The organism is Nostoc punctiforme PCC 73102 (assembly GCF_000020025.1).
In the GTDB taxonomy this organism is placed as follows: Bacteria; Cyanobacteriota; Cyanobacteriia; order Cyanobacteriales; family Nostocaceae; genus Nostoc; species Nostoc punctiforme.
This window is the reverse complement of record NC_010628.1, coordinates 7,049,893-7,066,052: the sequence shown is the minus strand read 5'-3', so window position 1 is coordinate 7,066,052 and position 16,160 is coordinate 7,049,893. Positions and strand designations below refer to the sequence as shown.

14 protein-coding genes and 1 pseudogene are annotated in these 16,160 nt (G+C 42.6%); 4 read left to right on the top strand and 11 right to left on the bottom strand.

The features are described from left to right. Positions 1–40: 40 nt before the first annotated feature. The 3 genes from NPUN_RS28890 to NPUN_RS28880 all read right to left on the bottom strand — a co-directional run bounded on the left by NPUN_RS28890 (position 41) and on the right by NPUN_RS28880 (position 2,851). Positions 41–787: an NUDIX hydrolase gene (locus NPUN_RS28890; protein WP_012411955.1), complete on the bottom strand. Its 747-nt coding sequence runs from the start codon at positions 785–787 to the stop codon at positions 41–43. Next, a complete protein-coding gene (locus NPUN_RS28885; protein ID WP_012411954.1) occupies positions 748–1,347 on the bottom strand; it encodes a nicotinate-nucleotide adenylyltransferase in 600 nt (199 codons plus the stop codon). Before NPUN_RS28885 ends, NPUN_RS28890 begins: the two co-directional genes overlap by 40 nt. Positions 1,348–1,435: 88 nt before the next feature. Next, positions 1,436–2,851: a nicotinate phosphoribosyltransferase gene (locus NPUN_RS28880; protein WP_012411953.1), complete on the bottom strand. Its 1,416-nt coding sequence runs from the start codon at positions 2,849–2,851 to the stop codon at positions 1,436–1,438. A 447-nt stretch (positions 2,852–3,298) separates the two neighbouring features. On the opposite strand from NPUN_RS28880, the gene NPUN_RS42175 reads away from it, so the two are divergent. Further along, the gene (locus NPUN_RS42175; protein ID WP_167315548.1) at positions 3,299–3,454 is read left to right on the top strand and encodes a hypothetical protein; all 156 of its coding nucleotides are present in this window, start codon (positions 3,299–3,301) and stop codon (positions 3,452–3,454) included. A 241-nt stretch (positions 3,455–3,695) separates the two neighbouring features. Here NPUN_RS42175 and NPUN_RS28875 read toward each other — a convergent pair. From NPUN_RS28875 to NPUN_RS41075, 8 genes and pseudogenes are all read right to left on the bottom strand, one after another. Further along, positions 3,696–4,316 (bottom strand): annotated as a pseudogene (locus NPUN_RS28875) (Uma2 family endonuclease). 102 nt (positions 4,317–4,418) lie between these two features. Continuing rightward, a complete protein-coding gene (locus tag NPUN_RS28870; protein ID WP_012411951.1) occupies positions 4,419–5,936 on the bottom strand; it encodes a trehalase family glycosidase in 1,518 nt (505 codons plus the stop codon). Between the two features lie 140 nt (positions 5,937–6,076). After that, positions 6,077–8,875, bottom strand: a complete 2,799-nt coding sequence (gene treY / locus NPUN_RS28865) for a malto-oligosyltrehalose synthase (RefSeq protein ID WP_012411950.1) — start codon at positions 8,873–8,875, stop codon at positions 6,077–6,079. A 553-nt stretch (positions 8,876–9,428) separates the two neighbouring features. After that, a complete protein-coding gene (treZ, locus tag NPUN_RS28860; protein WP_012411949.1) occupies positions 9,429–11,276 on the bottom strand; it encodes a malto-oligosyltrehalose trehalohydrolase in 1,848 nt (615 codons plus the stop codon). Further along, positions 11,273–11,467 (bottom strand): hypothetical protein, encoded by a 195-nt coding sequence (locus NPUN_RS41080; protein ID WP_148220370.1) that lies wholly within the window; start codon positions 11,465–11,467, stop codon positions 11,273–11,275. Before NPUN_RS41080 ends, treZ begins: the two co-directional genes overlap by 4 nt. A 170-nt stretch (positions 11,468–11,637) precedes the next feature. After that, positions 11,638–12,045 carry a thiol-disulfide oxidoreductase DCC family protein gene (locus tag NPUN_RS28855; RefSeq protein WP_012411948.1) on the bottom strand — a complete coding sequence of 136 codons (408 nt, stop codon included), beginning with the start codon at positions 12,043–12,045 and terminating at the stop codon, positions 11,638–11,640. A 93-nt stretch (positions 12,046–12,138) separates the two neighbouring features. After that, a complete protein-coding gene (locus tag NPUN_RS28850) occupies positions 12,139–12,744 on the bottom strand; it encodes a Uma2 family endonuclease (RefSeq protein ID WP_012411947.1) in 606 nt (201 codons plus the stop codon). Next, positions 12,710–12,958: a hypothetical protein gene (locus tag NPUN_RS41075; RefSeq protein WP_148220369.1), complete on the bottom strand. Its 249-nt coding sequence runs from the start codon at positions 12,956–12,958 to the stop codon at positions 12,710–12,712. Before NPUN_RS41075 ends, NPUN_RS28850 begins: the two co-directional genes overlap by 35 nt. A 210-nt stretch (positions 12,959–13,168) precedes the next feature. Between NPUN_RS41075 and NPUN_RS28845 the strand changes: the two genes are divergently transcribed. The 3 genes from NPUN_RS28845 to NPUN_RS28835 all read left to right on the top strand — a co-directional run bounded on the left by NPUN_RS28845 (position 13,169) and on the right by NPUN_RS28835 (position 16,058). After that, positions 13,169–14,221 carry an aldo/keto reductase gene (locus tag NPUN_RS28845; RefSeq protein WP_041565696.1) on the top strand — a complete coding sequence of 351 codons (1,053 nt, stop codon included), beginning with the start codon at positions 13,169–13,171 and terminating at the stop codon, positions 14,219–14,221. A 156-nt stretch (positions 14,222–14,377) separates the two neighbouring features. Beyond that, complete coding sequence (dps, locus tag NPUN_RS28840) at positions 14,378–14,950, top strand: DNA starvation/stationary phase protection protein Dps (RefSeq protein WP_012411945.1); 573 nt, start codon at positions 14,378–14,380, stop codon at positions 14,948–14,950. Between the two features lie 391 nt (positions 14,951–15,341). Further along, entirely contained in the window at positions 15,342–16,058 is a 717-nt protein-coding gene (locus NPUN_RS28835) for a pirin family protein (RefSeq protein WP_012411944.1), read from the top strand. Positions 16,059–16,160 lie beyond the last annotated feature (102 nt).

Genomic DNA, 16,160 nt, shown 5'->3' with positions numbered 1-16,160 from the left:
GACTGAAGACTTTTAACTCTGGACTTGGGGTAGAGATTGGTTAAATAAACACCAAAGGTTTATCTTTTAAGGGAGCAAAAGCTTCCGCGTCAAACTTATACAAGCTAGCCGGACGACCAGCACCCCGTGATACCTTAATTCCGGTATCGCATAAAAAACCTAACTTGAGTAGACGCGCCCGAAAATTAGAATAATCGGAAAAGTTATCACCTAAAACTGTGGCGTATAACTGATATAAATCATTCAAGGTGAACATTTCTGGCAAGACTTCAAAAGCCACCGGACTATACTCTAATTTATTTCGCAACCGCCTATGTCCATAGGCCAGAATTTCATTATGGTCAAAAGCTAACTGTGGCACTTGTTTTACTGGATACCAAGCTATGCCAGTCATGCGATCGGCAATCAATTCGGCTTCTTCAAATCGCACTAGGGCAAAGTAACTAACTGATAGATAACGCACACCATAACTATCAGTTGCTTCCCGTGGATCGCGATTCGGCCCGCCAAATGTATAGAGTTGTTCTAAATAGAGATTGTTGACCTTAATTTTCTCCGCCATAATGCGATAGGCGGCATCTTCTAAAGACTCTCCGGGACGCACTAAAGTACCGGGAAGACTCCAATGATTTAGAAATGGTTCTTGCTGTCGCATTACTAGTAGAACTAACAGCCGATTTTGTACAGTATCTACAGAAAAAATTACATTATCAACACCAACCTTGAAATCGGCCAAAGGTTGTTGGTTTAACGGAGTTGGTATCTTTTTTTGTGAACGTCCTGGCATTCGTACAAATGCTCTCGATTAATATAGGCAACTACAGGGGCTGTGAGGGCTTGAGAATCTCCATGTTCGCGGTACGCTGTTGAGGAAACATCTAGACCGATCAGACTAGCGATCGCAATTTTCCCTCCCAGCTTTTGCACTACCTCTGAACTAGACTCATCTATTGCATATCCGGGTCGCGGTACAATCAGTAGTTGCACTTCCTGTAACAAATCTTCAATGCGATACCAACGTGGTAGCTGACTCAGTAAATCTGAACCAATAATCAAAGTCAATTCAGCGTCTTCACCCCAAATAAGCTTCGCTTTTCCTACTGTTTCCAGTGTTCTGAAGCTACTTAATTCTTGTTCCAAAGCAATATTGTGCCTTGGCGCGTCTATATCCGTAATCAACAGTCGCAACATTGCCGCCCGATGTTCTAAGGGTGTTTGATGGGACTTAAATGGATTATCTGCTGCCCAAACCGCTACCCAATCATAACGCTCAGACAACCAACTCAGAATTTTTTGATGTCCCGCAGTTGGTGGATCGGCACTAGTACCAAACAAAGCAACTCTCATAGTAATTCGTAATGACGCTCGAGGACTCGCTAACGCTGCGCTAACGTAATTAGTAGTTCGTAATTAACACATACCGAAAGAGCAATTATTACCTCTGTGTACTCAGCGCCTCTGCGGTTCGTTTCTTAGTCTCTTCAGTCAACACTCGTAACGCCTCAGAAATCTCGACTTCTACAGCCACAGGATGATCCAAAAGCCGTGTTTGTTGTGGCAAACTGGCAACTGAAACTGCGGTACGTTGACGAATTGTTGCCAAAGACTCTAACGGTTGTACCCGTTGACCCTCTTGCACTACTAACTGCAACAAAGGTTCTTCTTCTTGAGAACTTTCACCTAAGAGTCCCAACCTGTCTGCTTTTACCTTACCTCCCGTATACGAGCGAAAAATCTGCTTGCGTCCTGGATAAGTAACTTTACCACTGGACTGTTTCATCACTGGGATGCCATCAATGTCTACAAGTTTATAAACTCCATTTACAGGCGAACCTGTAACTAATCTGGTTCCCAATCCGTAACCATCAATTTCGGCCCCAGCAGCTTTTAATCTGGCAATTTCCCACTCATCCAAGTCGCCACTGGCAAAAATTGGCACACCTGGAAGGAGCGATCGCACCTGTTTTGATAAGGTAACTAAATCTCCTGAGTCTAATCTCACTCCTGTTAATTGCATTTCCCCGGAATTTACTTTTTCGGCCAAGCGCCCGGCAGCGGCAATGGTATCGTAAGTATCAATTAGTAATGGCGCACCCGGAAAATATCGATGAAATGCACTAAAAGCTTGTTCTTCAGTGCCTTCTATTGCTGACAATGCCATCACTAAGGCGTGTGCCATCGTACCACTTGGCTGTTGTCCCAGTTGTAGCGCTGCTAACACATTGGAAGTGGAATCTAAACCACCCGCCAACGCCGCCCGCGCCGCCCACAAAGACCCTTGGGGGCTAAATGCTCGTCTGGTGCCAAATTCTAAAAGTGTTGCTGATTCCCCCGCTATATCCCGCAACCGTGCTGCTTTTGTGGCAATCAAAGTCTGGTAATTAATCGTATTCAAGAGGTAAGTTTCCACTAGTTGCGCTTGCCAAAGTGGTGCTTCCACCCGCAACAGTGGTTGATTGGCAAATACAGCCGTCCCTTCCGGTACTGCCCAAACATCACCAGTAAATTTTCCCTCAGCTAAAAGTGACCAAAAGCGATCGCCTGCGTGAGCGAAAATTCCCGTTGCCTGTAATGCCGCAATTTGCGCGGAACTAAAGCGAATTTTGGCTAAATATTCCAATGCCTGCGTTAGCCCCATTGCAATTAAATAACCAAAACCCTCTGGCAATCGTCTGACAGACAACTCAAAGCTAGCCCGTCGTTGTTCGATACCTTCGCCTGTGTAACAAGCTGCCATTGTCAATTGATAAAGATCGGTCAGCAAGCTGTAGTCATCAGCCGAGAGGTTTAGTTCCTGATTCTGCTGGCTTTGCTGTTTATATACATAGTCCAAATCTGGCAAAGTTGTCATGCAAGAGATTCCTTACAAGCTGCTTCTTTTATTTATGGTAATATTTACCATAAATAATGTCAACTACCGTTCAGGATATTTCATGAGATTGCTGTGTAACAGTAGATTCATAGGTAAATTTATACTAGCTTTATAAAATATTTAATATTTTTTAATAGTAAAACCTAGCAATAATGTTAATTTTACAGTCTGCTAATGAAATAAAATAATATCCTCCTAAGGCAAGTTTGTTTGCCAGCCTCTTTTCCAGACAGGATTTGGATAAATAGATAAGTTTCAATTAGAATCAAAGATAAACGTTTAATTTTTTAACAAGCTAAAGTATTGCGAAGTTATCTGAATAAACATTGCATATATTCTCAATATATTGAGAAGTAGAGCTAGCTAAGAATATTGGTATTAGAGTATAGGTAGCACAATTAAAGCGACTCAAAAAAGGAGTCAAATATGATGGCTATTTCCCAAATCATTGCTAATATAACTCGGTATATTTCTGAAGCAGCAATGCGGATTTTTGGCCCGAATGATGATGCTTATCCTGCTATTGGGGTACAACCTTTTACAGGTGAGCCTTATGATAAACGTACAGCCGACACTTGGTAGCTGCTGATATAGAATTGATAGAGAATACAGGAGTCAAAATTCACAATTCAGCTTGGGCAGTGAGTTGAAGATTCAGATCAACCATATAATTGAAAACCACTTGATTCTAAATTTAGCTCTGTACTTAAATCCCTTTATTTAAAACTGGTGGCGCATTACAATGTGCCACCAGTTTTAATTTATTCTGTATTCCGGCTCTTGATATATAGAGATATTGCAAAAATCAATTGTTCACAACCACTTACTTGGAAACAGCTTGTCCAGCCGTCAAGATTTTTTGTGTCGTTAGTTGCAAGTTGGAAAAGATTGAGGAAATAAGTTTTTCATTGTTTTGAAACAAATGTTTTTAATACTCATCCTCTATTAGAGTACAAATTGTCACTGTTGGCTGTTTTGGTTTGCCAATGTATTCTCTGCCACCAATGCCCAGATAATCAACAATCCAATATTTAGGAACTTCTAACAGGGCATAATCTTCAGCTTTGCGGGCGTAGTCGTTCTGCCAGTTTGTGCTGACAACTTCAGCAATTAGTTTAATCGAGTTTGCTTATGTAATTACAGGTTCTTGTTGCCACAAGGGTTCATTAATTAATTGAGTTTGGTCTAACATAATCAAATCGGGACGAAAAGCTGTTTCTGTTCCTAATAGTTTGATTAGACAGCGATGGGGGATAAAGTAGCTTAGATCCTGACTGTCAATTTATACATTCAGTTTTCGCCCAATCAACGCAGATACTTGCTCGTGTGGCCCGGTTGATTCCATCTCAATTAATTCACCATCAATTAGTTCATAGCGATCGCACTCACCATAGTGGCTAACAAATTCATCAACGGTTAGAATTTTTGAGGCTGATTGAACCATTGTGATTATTCCTAGTGATTTGGTACGAGCCAGTAGCTATATAGAGTCAAGTGTAATAAATAAAATAAAGGCGTGAGGAAAAAACTCACGCCTTTATTTTATTTAAACTTTTTTCCCACGGGCTGCTAAGAGTTCCAGAATAACTCCATTTGTCCAGCCGAAGCCAACTTCGTTAGAACTATATCCAAAGGAGATTTCGTCAGAAACGTTGGCAGAACAGCGTTCAACATCGTATTTCTCAACTAGGGTGTTGTGACGCTCGAATTCTTTAATTACCATCGCCAGGAATTTGTTGGCAATGCGATCGCCTTCTGTATGAAACCCGTAACGGTGAAGCCCCTGAACAGCAATTAATGTCAATGGTGCCCAACCAAAAGGTGCATCCCACTGGTTTCCGGTGATATGAGTACTGGTAAGAATTCCGCCTGGGGCTTCAAACAAAGAGAGATTTTCCACGACACGCTGGGCTTGGGCTTGAGAAGAAATTCCCAGCCATAGGGGATAGAATGTGGTAGCAAATTCGTAGCAACGGCGTTTTCCACTCTGGAAGTGATAGTCGCAATAGAGTCCTCGTTCTTCATTCCAGAGAAATTGATCGATCCGATCGCGCCGATATTCGCCGCGATCGCGCCATTGTTTTTCCAGTTGTTCGTTCCCCAAAATAGCGTTAATTTGCGCCAAGTCTTGTTCTACCTGATACAGCAAACTGTTGAGGCACACAGGAGCATAGTGGAGGATATCAGCACTGAAGGGGCCAAATCGGTTGGTGATATCAAAACCGGACTCGCGCATGGTGCGATCGGCCTTGTAAAATAGGTGGGTCAGTTTGTCATTTTCCCGATCATAGTAAAGATTAACGTCGTAATCTTCAATCTCAAAGGTTTGGTAATATTCCTTGACGCGATCGTAGTGGCTTTTTCCCTCCTCATCTCGCTCGGAGAACACAACTTCTGGCGCGGGGCCTTCGCCAAAGGCATAAAATCTGGATAAGCCGGTTCCGGGATTCAAATGAGGCGGTACTACCCAGTAATAGTAAAATTGTTCTAGCAGTGGTACGGTTGTCCTCAACCACTCTTCATCCTGGGTGTGCTGAAATAATGCCAAAACCATCATGCTGAGGACAGGGGGTTGCGATCGCGACAGCATATAAGTTCGGTTGGCATTGAGGATAGTGCCGTAATGCTTCACCTGGTACAATAATTGGTCTACCTGGCTTTGCGCTAGCTCCCATTCTCGATCGTGCAAAAGTCCCAGTAATATAAAGTAGCTGTCCCAGCCATACATTTCGTTAAATCGACCACCTGGTACGACATAAGGTCCTGGTAGGTATAGTAAGCCATGCTGTTTAATCGCTTCTACTTCTGACGGCAAAGTGCGAATTTCAATTCCTTGCATATCTTTGGAAGATAGCGATCGCTCTAATACAGTCTGAATGTCGGGACAATCTTCTAAGGGGGAAATATAGACGATCCAGGGAGTGCCTGGTTTGTGGTCTAGTTTGGTATCCTTGGCAGATTGTAATAGGTGTTCGTGCGATCGCGTTAAGGTTTTCCACGTTTTTTTGATATGAGTCCGCACGGTGTCAATTTGTGTGGTGGTAAGTTGTGAGGGAGTGATCATAATTTAATTTGACGGGGTGTGAGGAGTTTGGAAGAATTTTTTTAACGCAGAGGAACGCAAAGGGAATCGCAGAGGTACGCAGAGGTTTTAGGAGTTTATCTGCGTAAGACGGATTCATCTTTTTACCTACTCAGGACTCTTCATTCTGCACTACTAACTAACAAAGCAACAGGAAAATGGGCGAGGGCTGAACCGATAGATAAGGTTTGTGTTGCCTGTAAAGGTTGCTGAGTGAGAACATTTGTCCAGGTGAGGGGAGTTCCAGGGGGTAATTGTAGGTGGGTATCTTGCCAAACTGACTCGCCCAGGGGGTTGTCTCCAGGCTGGATGAGGCTAGTTAAAAAGCGAGGCGCGATCGCGATCGCTGTTTGATTTCCTTCCCGCCGTGCAAAGGCAATAATGTGATTGGCGTAAGTTCCTTGAACTTCTAAGGGCAGATAGTCGCCATCCTGGAATAATGAGACATAGTTTGTTCTGGCTTTGAGTAATTGAGCCGTTAAAAACAGTTTGATTCTGCCGTCCGTTTTGTCGTTTAGCAACTCCTGAATTAGTCCGAGAATATCTGTTTTGGCTTGCTCGCGGATGGCGTTTAAGTAAGTACGCCGTTGTTCAAAATCCACGGGACGGCGATTGTCTGGATCGACTAGGCTGAGTTCCCAAAGTTCTGTTCCTTGGTATAAATCGGGTACGCCGGGTGCGGTAATCTTCAGCAGAGTTTGGGAAAGGGAATTGAAGATACCATACTCTGCAATTCGCTGCTGAAAGGGACGAAAGGCTTCTAGAAATTCTTTGGAGATGGAAGGGTCTAGTACCTTTTCAATGAAGGAAGTACAGGCTTCTTCATACTCGCTATCAGGTCGCAACCATGCTGTATGCACTTTCGCTTCTCGAATTGCCTTAATTATATAGTCTTTCACGCGTTCCACGAAGGATGCGTGTTCGTGTTCCGCAAAGGGAAACGCCCCTACAAGGGTTTGATAGAGAAAATACTCATCGTTGCGATCGGGCATAGCAAACCCGTGGCGATGACTGCGACTTCCTCGATTAATAGCACTCCAGGTATTTACCTGCTGATCCCATTCATCGGGGATTTCTGACAACACATTCAATCTAGCCCTCACATCTTCGCCGCGTTTGGTGTCGTGGGTAGCTGTGGTGTTCATTGTGTGAGGCCAGGTTGCTTGGTGCTGTTTATTAAAGGCATGAAATTTGGCTAAATCGATACCAAAGTGACCGGGATTTCCCCCGACTTCATTTAATGACAGTAACCGATTGTAAACATATAACGTGGTATCTTCTACACCTTTGGCCATTAGCGGGCCGCTGTATTGCTGCATCCGCAATACAAAATATATCCACTGTTCGCGTTCTGTTTGAGTCAGAGAATTATCAAAATCTAGCACCATTAACTTTTCAATAAAAGTCAGTTCATGCTGCAACAAGGGCGTTTGTTCTTTGGCTTGGCGAATTACTTCTTGAATGGTATCGCGATCGCTTTCCCCAATTCCATCTGGTGTAATATATGTACGGTAAATCGGGAACAGAGTTAAAACTTCTGCGATCGCTCTTTTCAAGCCATTGAGTGTAAAGTCATTGCCATAGCGGTATTTGCTGGAAATGTTCTTTAACAAAAGAGCCAAATTGTCAATATCACCCGCTAAATTCTTTTCTAGTATCAAATGCTTTTTATCCTTGACTACCGATGAATAATCTACTCTGGAACCAATAAAGTTTTGATAAATTTTATCGAAGGATGATTCATTTTCAGTTTGACAAAATACACCATTTACATAATTAAGAAAGTCATATCCCGATGTACCTTCAATTTCCCAGTTTTCCGGCAGTTCTTCAGTGAGTTCTAAAATCTTCTCGACCGTAATATAAACATCTCCCGTCTTTTCTCGTAACCTTTGTAGATACTGGATTGGGTTATAAAGTCCATCAATATGGTCGATGCGTAAGCCTGTAAATTTGCCTTCCTCAACTAGCTTGTTAATTAGGCTATGGGTGTTATTAAAAACCCGCACTTCTTCAACTTTAACGGAAATCAGTTCGTTGACAGTAAAGAAACGGCGGTAGTTCATTTCTTCCGCCCCAACTTTCCAGAAAGCGAGACGGTAAAATTGATCGTTGAGTAATTCATCTAGCAAGTTAAAGCTTTCTGAATTCCCTGGTTCTCCGTTGAAGGTTTGGATATTTTCGTCAATAAACTCGCGGATGGCATCATTTGTGGTGTAGAGTTCCCAAACCAATCCTTTAATAAATGCAATTTGGTCTTGTCGCTGTTTTCCCGCAACTTCTGAGGGCACACTTTTGAGAATATACAAAATACCCAAGAGTTTAATAAAATCGGGGTGATTGCGTCCGAGTGTGCGAGTTAGTTTGCCCAGATTATGGGTAATAAATTTTGTATAAGACTCTAATCGTAGCGGCAGTTTTAAGCTGTAATAATTTACGGTTAAACCGTTTTGTTCGTATTGTAGTTGAATGTGTCCGTTTTCTAGGGATGCACCGTAGAAATCTCCCAGCAAAGGAGCAAGAATTCGCTCTTGGCGATCGCCAAAGGGAGCATTCCAAGAAAGATCGAAGTAGTCAGTATAGCTGGAATCTGGGCCGTGTTCCAGTATGTCCATCAAATAATCGTTTTCGCTGCTATAGGCCATGTGGTTGGGCACTATATCTTGTAACCAACCCATACTAAGGGATTGGACTTCGCTAACTAAGGCATCAAAGGATTCATTAGTTCCCAGTTCTGGGTTAAGTTGAGTGGCATCTACTATATCGTAACCGTGGGTACTCCCGGAGCGGGCTTTGAAAATGGGGGAGGCATATAAATCGGAAATACCCAAATCTGCTAGATAAGCTGCGATCGCTTTAGCATTGTCAAAGCCAAACTGGGGTGTAAACTGAATTCGATAAGTTGCGGTAGGAATTCGCATGAGTTTGTTGTGATAAAAGATGGGGCGATACGGTTCGGTTAAGGTGTTTGTCTCTGGAAGAGCCCCGCAACCCTCCTTGTTAAGCAAGGATGTATACACAAGTCTGAAATAGCTGAAAAACCCAAGGTTTTACCCCACCCTAACCCTCCCCTTATAAAGGGGAGGGAACTAGATTTCTTGTTTCCCCCCAATATATCGGGGGGATTAAGGGGGGTAATTCGACTTGTGTCTACACCGTAGCCCTTTTAAGGGGGTCGCCGCAGGCGGGGGGATCTTATCTGATATTGATAGGTGGGGGAGTTTGAGCCTTTTTAGTTGAACGTTGAACCTTTTAGCTTGAAAGTTGAACCTTTTTACTCGGACGTTGAGCCTTTTTACTTGAACGTTGAACCTTTTTACTCGGACGTTGAACCTTTTTACTCGGACGTTGAACCTTTTTACTCGGACGTTGAACCTTTTTACTCGGACGTTGAACCTTTTTACTCGAACGTTGAACCTTTTTACTCGAACGTTGAGGTTATGAGGCTGAAACGTTAAGTTCTAACCCTCCCTTTCATGCTTTTTCATACAGTACTAAACTAGTAGGTTGCAATTTCACTTCTTTTCCCGCAGACAGATGTTCATCTGCTTCAGAACCAACCCCAGACCATGAGGTATCAGCAGAGTCTAACAATTTATTAGCATTTTGCTCAAACGGCAGAGTTACCGTCACTGGAGAAGAATTGAAATTCATCACAAATATTAGTTCACTTGATTCGCACCAACGACGTACAATAACCACCTGTTTGTCTTCATCGCTAGTTGCTTCGATGAAATTGCGGTCTTGATTTAAAAGTGCTGGATGCGTCTTGCGTAAATTAATTAACTGACGATACCAATCCCACAGAACTTTATGATTTCCTTCATGACGTAATTGCCAATTGAGTTTAGACTTTAGGAAAGTTTCTGCCGATTCGGGATCTGGGGGATCGTCTGCATAGTGGAATGCTTCAAATTCTTGTTTGCGTCCGGCTCGAACTGCTTGAATTAAATCGGGATCGGAGTGACTGACAAAATAAATGAAGGGTGCAGTTTCTCCATATTCCTCACCCATAAATAACAGGGGTAAATTAGGCGAAAGCAGCACAGCACCAGCAGCTAACTTCAATCCTTCAAAAGAGATCCTCTGAGTGAGGCGTTCTCCTTTCATTTGATTGCCGATTTGATCGTGATTCTGAATGCAGATTGCAAACTGTGATAAATTGCGATCGCGGCAAGATATACCATGAAATCGCTTGCGGTGTGGTGCGTACTTCCAATCGTAGACAAAAGTATCTTCATAAGCTTTTGCCAACTGAGCAGTTTGCCCAAAATCTTGATAATATCCTTGGCGATCGCCTGTCAAGAGTGCGTGCAATGAATGGTGAAAATCATCGCTCCATTGGGCATCAAGACCATATCCACCCAATTCTGCTGGACGAATGATTTGCGGATTATTCAAGTCACTTTCGGCAATTAAATGGCGTTTCCATTTTTGCCCTTGTTGTGAGAAATGATGAACTGCTTCCGCCAGTTCCCACAAGAAATGCTTCGCCCCCAAATCATAAATTGCTTGAATAGCATCAAGCCGCAATGCGTCAATGTGGAACTCGCGCAACCAGTAAAGCGCATTTTCAATAAAATAATTTCGCACACCCTGACTATGGGCATCATCGAAATTCAGCGCTTCGCCCCAAGGGGTTTTATAGGTTTTAGTGAAGTAGGGGGCGAACTGACTCATATAGTTGCCTTCTGGCCCAAAGTGGTTATACACCACATCCAACACCACAGCGATATTATTTTGATGGCAAGCATTTACCAGTTGCTTCAGTTCGGCTGGGCTACCATAAGAATTTTGAACGGCATAAGGGTAAACGCCATCATAGCCCCAGTTGCGATATGCCAGAGACGCTTCAATATGGGTGTCTCCCGGAAACTGAGCAATAGGCATGATTTCTATCGCATTAATTCCCAGTTCCCTAAGTTCCGGTAGACGAGAAATGATGGCGGTGAAAGTTCCTTCAGGTGTGAATGTCCCAACATGCAGTTCGTAGAAAATCATCGACTCCACAGGGATACCAGTCCACTCTTCATCTGTCCACTCAAACTGATGATCGACAATTTGAGACGGGCCATGCACTCCTTCCGGTTGATACTGCGACGCAGGATCGGCAAAAGCGTCTTGACCATTCAAAACATACCGATAAAGCGTGCCTGGATACACATCATTCACTTTCGCGTGCCAGTATCCCTCAGACTGAGGCTTGAGGGGAATAACCTGCTCCTGTGGTGTCAAAGTTTTTACAGTGACGCTATCTAATAGCGGCGACCAAACTGTAAATTCACATTCTCCATTACCCAAGTAGTTAGCACCAATTCTCACGCAGTATCCCTCCCGTCAGTATGTTGTGCCGAATTGTCGTGCGATGGCGTACCCGCCCGCCGTAGGCGATCGCATGTCATTGATTGCACAATGTTTACAAACACGCCAGATAGCATAATGGTTCGTCTACCAGACTTTTTGCTAGCACCTGGAGGCGGATTTTTTACAGAATAAATTCTGTCTAATGACAAATTTAGTTGCGAAGGAGGCGGGGCAATACGGTTCGGTTAAGGTTTTTTGATGAAAATTTTAGATTGCAAAGACGCGATGAATTATCACAAAACCGCGATGAATCGCCGTCTCTACAAAAGGCTGATTATTGTAGAGACGGCGATTTATCGCGTCTCTTGCTTGCCGTGGTTTAAATTGGTTTGCAGCTACCATCTACGCAGTAAGACGATTCATAAGTATTAGAACGCTTACCAAATATGGTGTAGCGATTATCGCGGATTTGTTCGTAAAAGCGATCGCCTGCCCATTTCATCCCCGGTAAGGCTCGATAAGCGTCTACAAATACACTTCCTACTGGCAATAATCGCCCAATTTCTTCAGCTGCGTTACTACCTTGCCAACGTCTCTGAGGTTCATTGCCATCAATTAAAATCATCCCCTGTTCACAATCTTGGGCTGTAATTCCCCACTGTAAAAGTGTCTGCTCATCTTGCATGGGAGCGTAGCGAAATAACTTTCCCTTGTCTAAGGTTTCTAGCAATTGCACTAAAGTAACGCAGAGATTACAATTTCCGTCGTAGATTACGTAGTAGTTCATAAAAATAATTATTCTAGCGTAGAAAACTATAGCGATCGCTCTTGCCTCAGTAAGATAATGCGATTCACTTCAGCCAAAACAAAATTTAAGTTGTTAAATAGGCATGATATCGTCAAGCTTAAGTTGTAAATTTGGCAATAGCTCAGAAGAAATAGTATCTCCTAAATGATATTGTTGTTGCTGGTAAACACCGTTGACTAACTGACAAACGGTAAAGGTGGGTTGTTTAGGATTGCCGATAAATTGCAAGCCACCTAAGCCACGAAAGTCAACAATCCAGTATTCTGGAATATTAAGAAAAGCGTATTCTTCTACTTTCCTGGCATAATCATCTTGCCAGTTAGTGCTAACAACTTCAGCAACAAGTTTGATTGTACTGCCGTTACAAATAATAGGTTCTTTTGACCATAGCGGTTCTTTACTAAGTTCAGCTTTATCTAAAACAATTACATCAGGACGCAGTGCTGTGGCTTCAGCAGCAGGTGGTTTAATAAGACAGGTTTTTGGGATTAGCCAGTTAAAATTAGAATTAAAAATTTCGACATAGATTCTACCAGCAATACTACCTGCAACAGCTTCATGTAGTCCTGTAGGTTCCATATCTCTTAGCTGTCCATCGATTAATTCGTAGCGTGTATTATCACCATATTGAGCTATAAATTCTTCAAAAGTCAGTACTTTGGATGAAGTGTAGGTCATTATGTCTTATTTTGACTTGACTTAGATTTATTGTAGCGACTACCGTTGCAAAGTACATTGCATTTACAAAGCGGGCTAGTGCATTCACAATGCAAGCGATCGCATTCACAAAGCGGGCTAATGCATTCATAATGCAAGCGATCGCATTCACAAAGCGGGCTAATGCATTCATAATGCAAGCGATCGCATTCACAAAGCGGGCTAGCGCATTCATAATGCAAGCGATCGCTCTTGCTTCGCTAAAGTTAAGTTAGCGCAAAAAAACCCAAGTATATTACAAAACGTAAAGAGGCTTTAAGCCCTTACTAATGAGCAATGACATAGACGCTTTTGCGGCTTCCCGCAGGGTAGGACAAATGACAACTTTGTTATCATGCCTTTGGAATGGTATTCGCGTTGTTTTTTCGTTAAAGAGAAAATATTCATGAGATACAAACTCTTAGGCAAAAGCGGATTAAGAGTCTCTGAACTCTCCTTGGGAACCATGACCTTTGGTGAAGATTGGGGTTGGGGTGCATCTGTTGACGAAAGTCGTAAAATCTTTGATACATATACAGAAGCAGGGGGAAATTTCATTGATACCGCCAACGGTTATACCGATGGTAGTAGTGAAAAAATTGTTGGTGAGTTAATCGCAAAAGAACGAGAACGCTTTGTAGTTGCGACAAAATATTCCTTTCCCTTGCAGATGAATAACAAAAAGGGCGACCCTAACGCCAGTGGAAACCATCGCAAGAATTTAATTCAGTCTTTGGAAGGTAGCCTGAAACGGCTGAACACCGATTACATTGATTTATTTTGGTTACACGCTTGGGATTTTACAACACCTATTGAAGAAGTCTTGCGATCGCTTGATGATGTAGTCCGTCAAGGTAAAGTACTTTACATTGGCATTTCTGACGCACCCGCTTGGATCGTTTCTCAAGCAAATACCATTGCACAGTTCCAAGGATGGACGCAGTTTGTCGCGCTGCAAATTGAGTATAGTTTAATTCAGCGAACACCAGAGCGTGATTTGCTACCGATGGCTAAAGCTTTTGATTTGGCGGTGACACCTTGGTCGCCCTTGGGTGGTGGTGTGCTAACAGGTAAATATAATCAACCTCCTCAAGCAGGCGATGAACAAGGCCGATTAACAAATGCAGCGTTAGGAAGTATTTCAGAACGGAATTTAGCGATCGCTCAAGTTGTTAGTGAAGTTGCAGCAGAAATTGGCCATACACCCTCACAGGTAGCATTAGCTTGGTTACTAGCTCAAAGTGGTGTGATTATTCCCATAATTGGGGCACGTAAATTAACGCAGTTTCAAGATAACTTAGCTTCAATAGAAGTCAGCCTCTCGCCAGAACATTTGCAACGCTTAGATGAAATTAGCAAAATTGAACTGGGTTTTCCCCATGACTTTTTGCAGAATGATGTAATTCGCGATCGGCTTTTTGGTGGTACATTTAATACCATAGAAAACCATCACATCTAAATGTCATTTTTAACTTGACCAATCTAAAATTCCAAATGGTATAAAGCCTTAAACAGTAACACATTCAGGCATTAATACAATCCATCGTCAGAGAGTTTCGCACAACCAGCCAATATCTGTAAAGTTAGATTTAAAAGGCATTAACAACGTAGACCCATGAGCGACAACAGCATTGCATCACGTCTTTACCCTACCCGTATTGACATTCCCGCCAAAGCGAGAGTTCAAATCGTGGTACTTCTCAACCAAACCTTAGCAGCTACTTCGGATTTAAAAACCCAAGCAAAGCAAGCGCATTGGAATGTTAAAGGAACTGACTTCTATCAGCTACATCTATTATTTGATGAACTTGCTGGGGAATTGGAAGGATACATCGATTTAGTAGCTGAACGCGTCACAGCTTTAGGCGGATACGCTTTCGGAACAGCCCGCGCCGCAGCTAGTAATTCAATTCTGCCAGAATATCCCTTAGATATTTTGGATGGTAAAGATCATGTGACAGCCTTAGCAGATCGCTTTGCACTCTATGCGAAACATATTAGAGAAGCGATCGCAAAAACTGATGAATTAGACGACCTCGATACTGCCGATCTTTACACCGAAATTTCTCGTACCATTGACAAACGACTCTGGTTCTTAGAAGCTCATCTACAAATAGCAGAAATCAAAGAAGAGAATGGTAACGCTGGTACTACTAAAACTCAAAAGATTCCTGCTGCTGTAAAATAAGCACTTCTGAGAAAAGTAGTCTTTCTTAAATCTAATAGTATCTTTTTGGTAAGTACGTCACTTTTAAGTGCGTACTTTTCATTTATATGTATATACCTTACTATTGAAATAGTTCAAAAGGAAGTCAAGAAATTCACCAATATCTTCAACAAGTCATCCATCAAAATTAATACTTAAACTTGAAGAAGTTATTAGGTGAGTGAAAAAGTATGCTAATTCGATTTTGATTTCAAATACCAACTTTAGATTTTTCCTGCAATTTAAAATAGTTCACTGAGCGTATCCCTGCGGGGAAGCAAGCTACGCGTAGCGTTCCGCAGGAAAGTCTAAAATCTAAAATCCAAAATTGAGTCGTTCCTAACTAAATACTCATTAACAAAGAGGTAGATTTATGTCTCAAAATACAATTACCCACTTAATTCACGATCGCAATGCCCGTGGTCACGCGAAAATGGGCTGGCTCGATAGCTATCACACATTTTCTTTCGGTAGTTTTTACGATCCCAACCGTATGGGATTTCGCTCTCTGCGCGTGATTAACGACGATCGCATCGCTCCCGGTGCAGGATTCCCTACCCACAGTCATCGTGACATGGAAATCCTCACTTATGTGTTAGAAGGTGCTGTAGAGCATAAAGACAGCTTGGGGACTGGTTCGGTAATTCGCCCCGGTGATGCCCAAATTATGAGTGCTGGAACTGGAATCAGCCACAGCGAATTTAATCCTTCACCAACTGAACCACTGCACTTACTGCAAATCTGGATTCTTCCCGATCGAGAAGGAATAACGCCAAGATACGAACAAAAAGCTTTTCCTCTCGAAGAAAAGCGCGGTAAACTCCGCTTAATTGCCTCTAAAGATGGGCGCGATGGTGCTGTAACAATTCACCAAGATGTTGAGCTATATACATCTGTTTTAGAGTCAGGTGATGTTGTTAATTATCAAGTCAAAAGCGATCGCTATGCCTGGTTACAAGTAGCCCAAGGTATAGTCGATTTAAATGGAGAAGAACTCAGAGCCGGCGATGGTGTGCAAATCAATGGCGAAGAACAGCTAGAAATTAGCACCAACATCGGCGGCGAAATCTTGCTTTTCGATTTAGGCTAATATCTCCTTTCTCTGTTAAGGCAATTTCCGTTAATAAATCTACTGTCGCCGTTGGTTTCGACTCCGCTCAACCAACTAAGGAATCGAGAGTTGAGCGTTCGC

Excerpts from the sequence above, each read along its gene's own strand:
- NPUN_RS28890 (WP_012411955.1), bottom strand. The coding sequence starts at position 787 with ATGCCAGGACGTTCACAAAAAAAGATACCAACTCCGTTAAACCAACAA.
- NPUN_RS28885 (WP_012411954.1), bottom strand. The coding sequence starts at position 1,347 with ATGAGAGTTGCTTTGTTTGGTACTAGTGCCGATCCACCAACTGCGGGA.
- NPUN_RS28880 (WP_012411953.1), bottom strand. The coding sequence starts at position 2,851 with ATGACAACTTTGCCAGATTTGGACTATGTATATAAACAGCAAAGCCAG.
- NPUN_RS42175 (WP_167315548.1), top strand. The coding sequence starts at position 3,299 with ATGATGGCTATTTCCCAAATCATTGCTAATATAACTCGGTATATTTCT.
- NPUN_RS28870 (WP_012411951.1), bottom strand. The coding sequence starts at position 5,936 with ATGATCACTCCCTCACAACTTACCACCACACAAATTGACACCGTGCGG.
- treY (WP_012411950.1), bottom strand. The coding sequence starts at position 8,875 with ATGCGAATTCCTACCGCAACTTATCGAATTCAGTTTACACCCCAGTTT.
- NPUN_RS28855 (WP_012411948.1), bottom strand. The coding sequence starts at position 12,045 with ATGAACTACTACGTAATCTACGACGGAAATTGTAATCTCTGCGTTACT.
- NPUN_RS28850 (WP_012411947.1), bottom strand. The coding sequence starts at position 12,744 with ATGACCTACACTTCATCCAAAGTACTGACTTTTGAAGAATTTATAGCT.
- NPUN_RS41075 (WP_148220369.1), bottom strand. The coding sequence starts at position 12,958 with ATGAATGCGCTAGCCCGCTTTGTGAATGCGATCGCTTGCATTATGAAT.
- NPUN_RS28845 (WP_041565696.1), top strand. The coding sequence starts at position 13,169 with ATGAGATACAAACTCTTAGGCAAAAGCGGATTAAGAGTCTCTGAACTC.
- dps (WP_012411945.1), top strand. The coding sequence starts at position 14,378 with ATGAGCGACAACAGCATTGCATCACGTCTTTACCCTACCCGTATTGAC.
- NPUN_RS28835 (WP_012411944.1), top strand. The coding sequence starts at position 15,342 with ATGTCTCAAAATACAATTACCCACTTAATTCACGATCGCAATGCCCGT.